Origin of the sequence: Arthrobacter sp. SO3 (genome assembly GCF_020532825.1) — a bacterium.
Taxonomy (GTDB): Bacteria; Actinomycetota; Actinomycetes; order Actinomycetales; family Micrococcaceae; genus Arthrobacter.
Map to the genome: position 1 here is coordinate 1 of NZ_MQTS01000238.1, position 11,806 is coordinate 11,806.

At 63.3% G+C, this 11,806-nt stretch carries 11 protein-coding genes; 4 read left to right on the plus strand and 7 right to left on the minus strand.

The features are described 5' to 3' along the window. Positions 1-81 precede the first annotated feature (81 nt). The 3 genes from BJQ90_RS20055 (at position 82) to BJQ90_RS20065 (ending at position 2,671) form a co-directional block, all read left to right on the plus strand. Positions 82-1,188, plus strand: a complete 1,107-nt coding sequence (locus BJQ90_RS20055; protein WP_226761944.1) for a site-specific integrase — start codon at positions 82-84, stop codon at positions 1,186-1,188. A gap of 382 nt (positions 1,189-1,570) precedes the next feature. Further along, positions 1,571-1,963, plus strand: a complete 393-nt coding sequence (locus tag BJQ90_RS20060) for a hypothetical protein (RefSeq protein WP_226761945.1) — start codon at positions 1,571-1,573, stop codon at positions 1,961-1,963. A 3-nt stretch (positions 1,964-1,966) separates the two neighbouring features. Next, positions 1,967-2,671: an RES domain-containing protein gene (locus BJQ90_RS20065; protein ID WP_226761946.1), complete on the plus strand. Its 705-nt coding sequence runs from the start codon at positions 1,967-1,969 to the stop codon at positions 2,669-2,671. Between the two features lie 397 nt (positions 2,672-3,068). Here BJQ90_RS20065 and BJQ90_RS20070 read toward each other — a convergent pair whose 3' ends face one another. The 5 genes from BJQ90_RS20070 to mobC form a co-directional block, all read right to left on the minus strand. Next, positions 3,069-4,223 (minus strand): helix-turn-helix domain-containing protein, encoded by a 1,155-nt coding sequence (locus BJQ90_RS20070; protein WP_226761947.1) that lies wholly within the window; start codon positions 4,221-4,223, stop codon positions 3,069-3,071. Further along, the gene (locus BJQ90_RS20075) at positions 4,201-4,857 is read right to left on the minus strand and encodes a hypothetical protein (RefSeq protein ID WP_226761948.1); all 657 of its coding nucleotides are present in this window, start codon (positions 4,855-4,857) and stop codon (positions 4,201-4,203) included. Before BJQ90_RS20075 ends, BJQ90_RS20070 begins: the two co-directional genes overlap by 23 nt. Positions 4,858-5,095: 238 nt before the next feature. Next, positions 5,096-6,328, minus strand: coding sequence for a hypothetical protein (locus tag BJQ90_RS20080; protein ID WP_226761949.1), 1,233 nt, complete (start codon positions 6,326-6,328; stop codon positions 5,096-5,098). A 32-nt stretch (positions 6,329-6,360) separates the two neighbouring features. Beyond that, complete coding sequence (locus tag BJQ90_RS20085) at positions 6,361-8,001, minus strand: relaxase/mobilization nuclease domain-containing protein (RefSeq protein WP_226761950.1); 1,641 nt, start codon at positions 7,999-8,001, stop codon at positions 6,361-6,363. Positions 8,002-8,003: 2 nt separating this feature from the next. After that, positions 8,004-8,393: a plasmid mobilization relaxosome protein MobC gene (gene mobC, locus BJQ90_RS20090; protein WP_226761951.1), complete on the minus strand. Its 390-nt coding sequence runs from the start codon at positions 8,391-8,393 to the stop codon at positions 8,004-8,006. Positions 8,394-8,619: 226 nt separating this feature from the next. On the opposite strand from mobC, the gene BJQ90_RS20095 reads away from it, so the two are divergent. After that, on the plus strand, positions 8,620-8,922 hold the full coding sequence (locus BJQ90_RS20095; RefSeq protein WP_226761952.1) for a hypothetical protein: 303 nt from the start codon (positions 8,620-8,622) through the stop codon (positions 8,920-8,922). 570 nt (positions 8,923-9,492) lie between these two features. On the opposite strand, the gene BJQ90_RS20100 is transcribed toward BJQ90_RS20095, so the two are convergent. Together BJQ90_RS20100 and BJQ90_RS20105 are read right to left on the minus strand one after the other, a co-directional pair. After that, complete coding sequence (locus tag BJQ90_RS20100; protein ID WP_226761953.1) at positions 9,493-10,845, minus strand: ParB/RepB/Spo0J family partition protein; 1,353 nt, start codon at positions 10,843-10,845, stop codon at positions 9,493-9,495. A 569-nt stretch (positions 10,846-11,414) separates the two neighbouring features. Further along, on the minus strand, positions 11,415-11,806 hold a 392-nt coding region (locus BJQ90_RS20105; RefSeq protein WP_226761954.1), incomplete at its 5' end, for a DUF3846 domain-containing protein.

The window sequence follows — 11,806 nt, forward strand, 5'->3', positions numbered from 1 at the left end:
TGACCCACCTCCGCGTGGCCCACCCTGCCCTGACCACAAATCTGCCTTGTCAATTTCGCCAACTACATTGGCAAGCCACACGTGGCCGCAGCTCTGAAGTCCATGAACCGTGCCAACAGCGGACTGACCTGGATCAACCAAAAGCACGTCACACGCTTCCTCACAGACCTCGCCGCCTCCGAATCCATAACCCACGACTCCCTGGACGCTCTGCCCCCACACCGGACCCGCGACTACGTCCGCGGACTGCTGGTCGAACACGGCGTGCTCCCCCGCCGGGACGAACGTCTCGCCCGCTACCACACCTGGAGCGAACAGGCCCTCCAGCGACTCCCCAAAGGCGACAGCCACGACGTTGCCCGCCGCTTCATCCGATGGCATCTGATCCGGCGCATGAACGCCATGGAGCAGGTCAGCGAGGGCACCTTCCTGCGTTCCAAACAAACCGCGACAGTTGCTATCGATTTCCTGAAATGGATTGCCGACCGAGGCACCACACTCGAAAAGCTGACGCAGGCAGACCTGGACGCCTGGCAAGCAGGAGGCCCCACGACCCGTGAGTTCGCCAGCAGGTTCCTCCAATGGGCCATCAAAAGCAGACTTGCCCCTACTAACATCGCCATGACCCCGCACCGGCGAGGCACCAGTCCCAAGCTCGGGGCCGCCGAGCAAGACCTCCTGATCCAGGAAGTCATCCACGGCGATCAACTCAATTCCCGCGACAGGTTCGCGGCCATCCTCGTCCTGATCTTCGGACAACGCATCGAAGATGCCGTACGCCTCACCTGGAACGACACCGAAATACTGGATGAACGGGCCACCGTCACCCTCGGCGCCACGGCCATAACACTTCCGGCTCCCCTCGACCAACCCCTACGCGATCTGGCAACGAGACAGGGCCAAACGGCGGCGCACCCCAATTCACCGTGGATTTTCCCCGGCCAAAAGCCAGGACAACACCTCAGAGGCGCAACACTTCGTGAGCGTCTCAAAAGGATGTTCTCCACCCGCGCGGCCCGGCTCGGCACCCTTCACGAAATGACTAAGGCAACCCCGATGCCGATCATCGCCGAAGTCCTGGGTTACTCCCCGGCAACCATAGAACGCCACGCCATTGCCTCAGCCAGCACCTACGCCAGATACATCGGCGCCTCCCTGCAGGCCAGAGGCTCAACGGGAAGCCAATGACAGGCGGTTCGCAGATGTCGGGTCCAGGTCTCCGAATGGGCATAAGCGCTTACGGTGGATCCTGGAGTGACGGAGGTATGGGCAGACCTACCATCCCGACTACGACATGCAGATTGTGAACTCTTCCGGAATGCGGTTCGGGTTCCACGGGCGGGCTGCCGATTACAGCCCTGGTCTGGCGTTGACAGGCGCATACGCAGGGCATGCTCCGGGTCCCGGACGAGATGCAAGACTTTCGCAGCCAGCGCAGCTGAGAGGCGACCGTGAAAGTTTTCGGCTGGCTACTCGTCTCACCTCAACAAGTCGCGTTGCCAGTACAGGGCGTGATTAAGAGTGTGTTTGGACCATTGATTCAGTGAGCCTTTTCATGGGATCATGAACCATGACTGCAGTGACAGGCGCCCGCGGCGGACTGAAGGCCCACCAGGATTCCATCCGGCTGGCCGACGACGTGCTGGTCCGGGATCTGAGGGACCTGCTGGGGGCGAAACTGGTCGCCTACATCGGTTCCGTGAAGGAAACCCGGGCCGTCCGGCAATGGGCCGACGGGGAACGGAAACCCTCCGCCGACGTGATGCACCGGCTCCGCACCGCCTACCATGTGGCCGCCCTGCTCGCCGAGCGTGATTCCCGTGCCGTAGTGCAGGCCTGGTTCCAGGGCATGAACCCGCAGCTGGACGATGTCCCGCCGGCCCGCCTGCTCCGCGAAGGCCAGCTGGACGACGCCGGCCCGCAGGTGCTGGCCGCCGCCCGGGCGTTCGCGGCCGCAGGCTGATCGGTGCTTTCTGCACAACTGACGGCGGCCGAGGCAGCCGGTAGGGTCTGGCGTGTCGGCTTCCGGCCGGAACCGTGGGCCTGGAGCGGCTGGGAATGGGCCACCGACGGACGGTTCCCGGGACGGTGGGATGACCTTCACGGCAACTTCCGCACCATCTACGCCGGCTCGTCCCTCCTGGCGTGCCTTTTGGAGGTTCTAGCGCATTTCCGCAAGGATGCACGGCTCAGTATGGAGCTGGACGAGATCGTCGAGGACGACGAGGATAAGGTCCTGCACCCCACCATCGCCCCGGGGCAGGTCCCCAGGGAGTGGCTTGATGTGCGCGCTGCCGCGTCCGCGGAGCTGTCTGGACGGTACTGCGCGGTGACCGCCTCGGGCAGCGTCGCGGCCCTGTACCCGCACTTCATCGGACTGGCCCTGGCCTCAGGATTGGGCGATTTTGATACGGCGGCACTGAAGGACGCCCGACCGCGTCACCTGACCCAGGCTGTAGCCTCCTGGCTCTACGAGATGACAGACTTCGATGGCGTCACCTTTGCCTCCAGACAGGGTGATGATCTCCAGCTCTGGGCCATCTTCGAGCGCCCGGGTAATCCGCCTGTCACGCCCAAGATCGAACGAGTCATGGTCGAGGACTTACAGCACGAGAGCCCCGAAATCTGCGATGCCCTTCGCCTCCTCGAGCTCCAATGGGAGCACGACTGAGGCACGATTCCCGAAGGCCCCCGGGCCAAGAGCAGAAGCTTCCGCACAACTGGAGCATCGACCGTCGCCGGTGTAAGAGAGAGGAAAATCTACCCAGGATGTGAGCCGTCAGCCTATTGGAGAGCGCCAGCGCAAGGCGATTTTGGCCGAGACACTGCTGAAAAGCATTACTTGGAAGTAGAGAGGGAACTGGACTTTCTCCTCTAGGGAAGAAACGACGAAGGTTGCAAAGTTCATTCTTGGTGCCGCGAACCGGCTCCCTACCGTCGCTCTTCGCAACTTTGGCGGCTACGCGGTCATAGTCGTCGGAGCCGAAAAGGGTGGGTTGCCGGGCGTTCGAGCAGGCACGGAGATTCTTGACATCGAGCACACATCGGGACTCGCTTCCCTGAGTGCTTTATTGAGCGGTCTTCTTCCTAGACGTGCCTGTGCGGAAGAGCGGAACTACGTTCGCCGAGTTCTCAAGATACACGGCAGTGGTCTGGGCGCACTCAGCGTCTTCGGTACTGGCACCAGGAGCCCATTGCTGGAGAAATCTTGGAGCGGTACCCAAATCCCAAGAGGCCTTGAGATAGGGGCTGCTGCCGAATTCTTTCGTTAGCATCTGTCGCAGCAGCAGCGGGCGCTCCGGGCTCACATCCACGGGTTCATTTTTGCGCCAGCCCTTGTATGAGATCTGTACCATCAGGGATTTCCGTCGTGCATCAGAGACGAGTCCCAGGGCATGGGCCCGAGCGACAATTGCTTGAATCGAGACCCCCCAAGTCGCTTTCAACGCCAGATAGCCGTTCAAAGATAGATTTTCAGAGACAGCGTCGCGCATAGATTCTTGCGGAATAAGGAGTGCACCGGCAAAGCGATGCGCCTCTCGTTCCCTGATCTTTTCCCCGACGTCAGGCCGCCGGCCGTGGAGGACGATGTGCCCTAGTTCGTGTGCCTCAGTGAACCGCTGACGGTCTCCTGGCTTGCCCGACACGTATGCAATAACTGGGCGGTGTATATGGTCAGCAGCCCGGGAGGCTCCATCGTGCCCTTCAAGAATTCCTTCATCAACGGCGGCTACTGCGGCTACAACTATTCCGCGGCGTTCCATTGAACGAGTCAGGTTGAGAATGGGGTCCGCTGGCTCTAGTTTGAGAGCCGCTCTGGTCTGGGCCGCTAAGGCTTCGATATCGTCGCCATCGATGTCGTCCTCTGCTTGTGGCAACGGCGCAAGCGGGTAACTGATGCGTCCGCACAACTCTGTAGCCACGCGCTCGAGCTCTTCAAAGCGAGCAATGGAGGAGTCTCGACTCACTGCGGAGGCTCCGGCAAGTTTCCTAAATGACAAAGTACCTGAGCTTGTCACCGCGACTTGATCAAAGAAGGACGTCGGCATCTGTGTTGCAGCCGCAATTTGTACAATTGCTCCATCCGTCACAGTGCGATCGCCACGCTCCATGAGCGATATCTGGGGCTGACTGATTCCTGTGGACTCCGCCAGATCGGTCTGACTTAAGCCCAGGAGGTGCCGTAGGGTGACGAGGCGCCTACTCCGCTGCTCCTGCTGCACCGCCGCTCTCCTCGTCTTTGTCGATGTCAATGATTAGATCCTCGTCGTGATCTTCGCCTACGAACTTCAGTTCTTCGAATGCTGTCCGGGTTGGTGCCAGATCCATGCTGAAGTCAATGGCTATGGTTCCGGAGTACTTGCCAGCTTCAAGCGGCCGGACCGCGCGGACGTTGAACGTTCCGTCCTCGCCCGGCGACCAAAGCAGGAGCAGCCTATGAAGTGGCGGTGAATCAAAGAGGGTGTCAATGCCGAGGTCAAGCATTGGCGTGTTGCGCCAGAACGCGCGCCGAGCTTTGTTGGGCCCTGCATGGGGAATGCCCTTGGCTGGGGGACGGCCATCTTTCAAGAAGCGCAGGACCAGATCGCCGTTACCGTTTACGAACTGCAGTTGCCCCATCCTGTTTGGATTGCCGGCCAGAGCCCAACCTTCAAGACCGACCAGAGAAAGGTGCTCTCGAACACCGAGCCGCATAATCCCAGAGCGCAGGAATGACATATTGCCCGCCTGCTTGTAACCGGGAAGAGTGGAGTCAGCATCCTCCGCGGCGGTGGCCAGCGCCTCGTGCAAGGCCTCAGTCAGGGTCATAAGCTCGGAGTGCAGGTAGAGCGCAAGTTGATGATCCGACGAGGTCATAATCAGAAGCCCTTTCGTTAGCCTGCAATAATATTACATGAAAAATTAACAGCCGCAATGGTCCTCCCTTGCTGATCCGGCACTCCAAGCACCGGTTCCTCCGATGAAGAAGAAGCCGAAGAAGGCCCCGAAGGGTTGGGCTCCTGACGTGCGGACGCAGGAAAACATAGAGAAACCAGCACACACAAAAGGGGAGACGACCGACGGCCGTCTCCCCTTTTGTGTGTGCTGGTATTTTCTAGCGGGTCAGGCCGTTCTTTCCCCTCTCAGAACCGGCTGCTGCGCCTGTGCGCGATTTCCTGGCTTTGGCGGCGCCCTTGCCCATGGTCACTGCTGCGCTGGGGTGGGTGCCCTCGCTGCGGGCAGCGGCGAGGCGTCCGCGTATCTGGGTCTCATTCGCGCCGGTGGTTGCCAGGGACTGGGCGAACTTCTCGTGGTGTTCGGCCGAGCCGTAGTCGGCGGCCGACGTGCTCTCCGCTTTGAGTGCTTGGTCCTTCAAACGGCTGCTGTCGTTGCCGGTGACACGGTTCTCGATCTTGCGGCCGAGGCCTTCCATGCGGGCAAAGAGTTCCTTCTCAGCTCGTTCGTACCGCTCCTCCAGTGATGTCCGCTCGGAGCCTTTGAAGCCGCCCTCTGCCAGGAGCTTGGCTTCGTGCATGTCCTTGGCGGCTTTCACGAACGCGGGATCCTGGAAGTGTGAGTCGCCGGCGCCGTTGATGTTAGCGGTGGTTTCTTTCCGCAGCTGATCAAGGTCGGGGCCGTTGATCCCGTCCTTGCCTATGAGGAACAGACGTTCCTGCACTGTTGCGTCCGCTGCTTCCAGCGCATTGGGGGTCTTTGCTGTGTGGGCGGTTTGCAGTGCCTGGGCGAGCTCCGCATTGGCCAGGTACTCTGCGGGCACCTGGTGGCGTTCCATCTCCGGGGCGAGTGTCGCGGCCTGGGCGCGGAGTTCTTCGGCGCGGGCTGCTGCGAGCAGCTGCATGGCCTTCCCGTGTTCCGCGGCGGCCTTGCGTGTCACTTCCTGGCTGCGGTCCAGCTCGTCCTGCCGGGCCTTCTCCGTGGCGGCGGTCTGGATCCCTGATTCCAGATAGGCGGCGTCTGTGCCGACGTCGTGGGTGTCGATGCCGTAGCGGGTGAGGACTTCCCGACGGATCCTTTCTGAGGCTGCGAGTGCGGTGGGGTCGTGGTCTTTCCAGCCTTCAGCGACGGCGTGTGCTGTGGCGATGTCTTGGGGTTGGGCTTTGTCCCACCACTGGGCTTTCTCCACGGGTGCCAGCGCAGCGTGGGCGGCGCTGCGTTCAGCCCCGAGGCGTGCCCGCGCTTCGTGCGCTGTCTGGGCGTCCTGGTGTTCCTGCTGCCGCTGGGATTCCTGCCGTCGGCGGGCCAGGGTTTCGGCAATGCGTGAGGCGATCATCAGCGACTGCCGCAGGCCGCCGTCCAGGACGTCATCCATTCCATCTGATTCACTCATGCTGTTCCCCTTGCAGTTGGTGGTGTTGGTCTTTATCGGTCCAGGCCCGGCCCGGAGTCGCGTCGGCTGGGCTGGTAGGTCTTGGCTGGCGTTGCCGGTGTTGGCGTTGCGGGGACTACTGATCCCGGACGGACGGGGACCATGCCGCGCCGGGCGATGTCGATCGCCCGGCGCGGTACTCCGGCCTCAGGTGCCGGCTGCTGTCCGGCGCCCACCGCAACCGGCTTGGGCATGGTGCCGGTGAAGGGAGCCAGCCGCTCCTCTACCACGGAGCGGATGCGCTGGGCCTCTCGGGCCCTCCCGGACTGGGCGTGCATTTCATACACGGCGAAGGCGGTGTTGATCAGCTGCACCATGAGTGCCGTTTGCGCGGCCGTCTTGCTCTTGCTCGACGCGGCCATGAACAACATGGCAGTCCCGGCAATCGACGGAAGAGCGACAGGCTTGCTGTGCTGCCGTGGCGCGCGCAGCTGCGCCGTGCGGGACAGTTCAGCGGCGGTGGCCGCCAACGGACCCGGGGTCGGTTCCAGCCTGTACGACCATGCCGCGAACGCGCCGGAGACGTCCCGTGCAGCCTTCGCCCAGGTCGCGTGATCATCACGCGGAATGCTGCGCAACTGGTCAGCCAGGGCGGTCGCGTTGCGGGTGTATTCCACCCACGCCTCCGCCGACGGCGTTGCGTTCTCGGGGCCGGCCCTGGACACGGTGCGCTTGTTCCGCGCCGCGGCGTTCCATTCGGCTGCCGCCTCCGTTGCCAGGTGCGGGGTGTCGGGCCATTCTTCACGGAGCGCACCAAGCTTCAGATCCGAGGCGAGGGTCCCGCCGCCGAACCAAATCGGACGCTCGCCCCGGGTGGGCCGTTCGGCTACTGAGTAGCCAACAACGACGTCGGTAGTGTTCTTCGCGAAACGCGGCCGCACCAGCAGGCCGGTGTCGCGGGCCCGGCGTACGAACTCCGCTTCCGTCGCGGAAGCGCTGGCGCTGGCGCGGACTTTCCGGGCCAGTGATGACCGGTGCATTTCCCGGTCGTCCCGGACGGCGGTGGCCTTCTCGGCCCGGTCATATCCACGGGCGGCGTGGACGGTTGAGAGCTGTTCCAGCCCGTACTTGACCTCCAGCTCGCGGCACGTTTGCTGCGCGCGTCTGTAGTCGCCGTGGGTGGAGGCTTTGGTGCCGTCCTCGCGGACGAGTGAGACGGCCAGGTGGATGTGGTGGTTGCCGTTTTCGGACGTGCCGTGGTTGACCGCGGCCCACCGGCAGGGTGCCTTGCCGCTGGTTTCGGTGAAGTCCATGGAGTCCACGAAGTCGTTGGCGATATCGCCCCACTGCTGGTCCGTCAGTGCGCCCTCTTCGGCGCGCAGACTCAGCGAGCAGTGCCACACGCTGGCGTCCTTGTACCCGACGTGTACGCGTTCCTTCTTCGCCGCGTCCCACTGCATGTCCTTGATCTGCACCGAGACGCCGAACATCTTGCGCGGCCGGTCCAGGTGCGTGGCAATCGCCAGGGCGTCGTCGCGGTCCAGCACGCCGTCGTCGTACCACGCCATGATGGCCGCATCCCCGGCTACCAGGTGTGGGTCGGTGTGGGAGTTCTTCGTCTTGTTGGCATCGATCGATGCCAGGTAAACCATGAGCCCGCCCATGCGCGAACCGCGGGTGATGTTCGGAATCATCCCTACATCAACCCGTCAATGGCGTCGTCAATGCGCATGGCCACAGTGCGGATGTGCTTCAGCGCTTCACGGGCTTCAGCGGGGAACTCGCTGGTCGCGTTGGCCTGCCGGGCAAGCTGGTTGATGTTGTTCGAGGACCGGGCCAGCAGATTATGCAGGGACATCAGTTCCGCTGCAATGGCGCGGCGTTCCGTCGGTGATTCCGAGTGCTCCGACAGTGCTGTTGAAATCAGGAGGTTCGGGACGGTGACCTTCTCCCGCTCGGCTCTGGCAACGAGTGCGGCTTCCTCTTCAACAGTGACCCAAACCTCGCGGCGCTTCTTCGTCCCCGCCGGTGAATTCTCACGGCGGCGTTTGGAAAGGCGCGGACGGGATTCACTCTGCTCAGTCACGCACTCCCCCATCCCTTGAAAGCCCAGCGCAGCGACCCCGAAACCGGGGACCACACCAACGAGTGTGCCAAGCACACCGCCGCAGGCGCGTGAGCGACACGCCATTTACACCCGTGTAAATGTATAGCTTGCTCCGCACAGTCTTCTTTGGAGGTTTTTTCGCCTTTCGCGCTTGGTCGCCGAAAGGCTGCTTTCGGGCCTCGGTGACGGCCGGTAGGGTTTGGGTATGGATATCAACGACATTGTCGCTAAAGCCGCCGCGAAGATCGACGCCGCCCGGGACACCAAAGTGAACGCCGTCAAGACGGCCGCCGCCAGCGGAGTTGAGGTCCAGGAGGCTGCCCAGCTGCTTGCCGCAGCAGAGCAGAAGTACGCCAAGGACTATCAGGCCGCCCTGCGCGCAGACTGGACCGAGTCGGACCTGCGGGGCTTCGGTCTGGACGCCCCGACCAAGAAGGCCGGCGGGAGGCCGCGCGGTCGGAAGACCACGCACGAGTCGGCTCCGATTACTGCCGTGTCCGAGAAGTAAGCCCCTCGACCCCATGGGCACGGCAAAAGCCCAATCGCTCCGCTGCTTTTCCCGCACACACGGGGACGACGGGACCCACCTGACCGTCTGCACACAACCACCACGTCACCATCCCCGGCGCACGTCACCCCGGGTAATCGGTGGCTGTGCACAGTCTCCGTAAGGAGCGGGCCGGGTCGGAGAAATTTGAGGATCGGACCTCCGGGTTGTCGTCCGGGTGTGTGCGGTTAAACAGAAAAGGACCGGCCTGGTGGCCGGTCCTTTTCTGTTCCTCGGACAAAGGAAATCTGTGATCCAGCTTAGCTGAATGTTGCGCTGAACCTGAACGGCTGACGGATCATCGTATTGGGCGCGTGGTGCCGCGTTGCGTGTCGCGTGGTCTGCCGGCAGGAGCCGCGGCACTCTGATGGTTCCTGGTGGTGGCGTCAAACGGCGGTCCGCCGCTGATGACCAGCTTCTTTGGGTCGCACCGTGCGGCGGACCGCCCGACCTTGGGAAGATTCCTGGCCATCAATTGGTGAGTGGCCGTGGGCCTTGCCGGACGGTGAGGGTTCCGCCCGGCAAGGGATCCTACTCGGCTACGTGTTCCTCTGCGGGTGCGGCGCTGTCGAGGATGATCTGCTCAACCGGGCTTGCCGTGTACCCCCATGCAATGAGCCGGGTCAGGTAATCGATGTGACGGATGCTCGGGGACCGCCACGAGTCCTTGGCGATGGTCTTCTCATACCCGGCGCAGACCAGCGCGATCAGGGACACCTCGGGCCGGGCCGTGGACTTGGCCACGTGGTCCCGCAACGGGTTCCAACCCCACCGGTCCGAGCTCTCCCCCGCCTTGGCCCCTGCCATCTCAGCGGCGACGGTCCCCTCGTAACCGCTGGCCGTTTCGGGGTGATGGGTGATGGCGTGGACGGTGAAGTGCTGCCATCCCTTCGGCAGCTGTTTCTTCGCCAGCAACGACTTCACAAAGTCGCGCCGGACCACAGTGGCAGATTGCATCAGTTTGTTATTTTCTATCAGGGTTTTCCGCTCCGCCTTCTGCTCCTCCGTCATCGGACCCTTGCTCGCCGCTGAAGCGCCGTAGCCGTTGTACCGGAGAGTGAAACCCAGCTCCCTCCATCCGGCCACGACCGGGACGGTGGAGTGATGGCCGTTGTAGGACGTGACAATGTGCACGGCGTTGGCGTCCTCTTCGGTGGCCGGTTCCCCGTCTGCCCGGTTCAGCGAGGACACCCGAACGTTCTCGCTGTCCCCGTCGTATCCGGCCCGTTCCACTACGGTGGTCCCGGCGGCTTCCAGCTCGGCGGTCAGCGCCGCGAGGGCGGCCGCGCGGTCGCGGCGGTCCCGCAACTGCTGGGTGACGTGGGCGAGCATGTCCGGTTCATCGGCGATGACCGATTCCAACTCCTCCACCGCGTCACCGTCAGTGGCAAACTCGGCCAGAATCAGGGCCGCTTCAATCGTGTACCCCTTGCCCAGGGCGGCGGATCCGGTGTCGGTGGATTTGGCTTTCAGCGCGCCCTCCACGGTCGTCTTGGTCCGTCCGGTCTTCTTCGCGATCATGGCGGCTGAAACGCCGATCAGGGACAGCTGGTGGTAGGCCTCAGCCTCGTCCGCTTCGGTCAGTTCCGCGCGCTGGATGTTCTCCACGACCTGCGTCACGATCCGTTCGGCGTCCTCGGGGGACTCGATGAGCATCACCGGGATACTGGTGCGCCCGGCTTCCACAGCGGCGCGGGTGCGGCGCTGTCCCATCAGGACGTGCACCACGCCGTCGTCCCTGCGGTGGGCGATGACGGGTTCCATCACCCCGTGTTCCTTGATGCTGGCAATGAAATCGGCGGTCAGGGCGGCATCTTTGCGGACGTTGATGTCCACGGTCAGGGTGGCCGGGTCGAGCATTTCGAGGGTGGGTGTGGCGTTCATGGTGTTGCTCCTTCTTGTCCGAGAAGTGGGGGTGAGAGGGGCGGCTTAGGTGACCGGCCAGCGTCCCCTGCTCCCCCGTTGTTTTTTTGTTGCTGGCAAGCTCGCTTGCTCGGCGGCCGACGGAGGCCTGTCCACCTTGGCAAGAGGCAGGAAATTCCTGGAGGAAATCAGCGACGCAGGAGCGCCGGAGGGACATTTCCTGCACCGCAGGCCCCGACGAAGGAGGGGCTGGACGGGCTGGAGCGGACGCCTAGAATCCGCAGGACAGCAACACAAAAACGTCGCAGACGTAGACCAGGGCCCGGGTCACCGGAGCCCTGCGACGGAGGCACTGGACCCAACAGCCGGCCGCACCAGCGGACGCCTCTATTGGGGTGAGCGCTGCGAACCATTCATGAGCACCCCGGGATCTGCTCATGGTGTGCTGCGGGTGTCTTGCCGCGCCGCCCTGCCTCCCGCGCATGAGCCTGCGGTTGGCGGTCCGCCGCCGGTAACCAGAAGCGCCCGCCAACCACGGGCGGCGGACCGCCAGCGGTGACCGGCCATGAAGGGCCAGCCACCGCTGGGTGTCAGCTCACCGGCTGGTGCAGTCCGAAGAGTTGCTGTGCCAGGTCGATCAGTTCCTCGGGGACGTCGGCCTCGCCGCCGTTGTTCGTCTCGCCCAGGAACACGGCGTTCCCGCAGTAGACATCGGTCAGGACTCCGGTTTCTTCCAGGACCAGCGCAGCGGCGCGGCGGTTCGGGGCGAGGTTCAGAATCTTGCCTTCCTCGTTGACGTAGAAGTGCCAGTCGTGGCCGCTCACGGCTTCGATGTTTCCGGCCACGAGGGTTTGCAGATTCTCCAGCGATGCGTCGATGGTTTCGACCCGTGCGGGTTCGCGTCCGTCGGCGGGGATGATCAGGGCGGTGCAGGTGCTCATCAGGTGTCGTCCTCTCAGGTGGTGCGGCCGGGGTGCGGTGC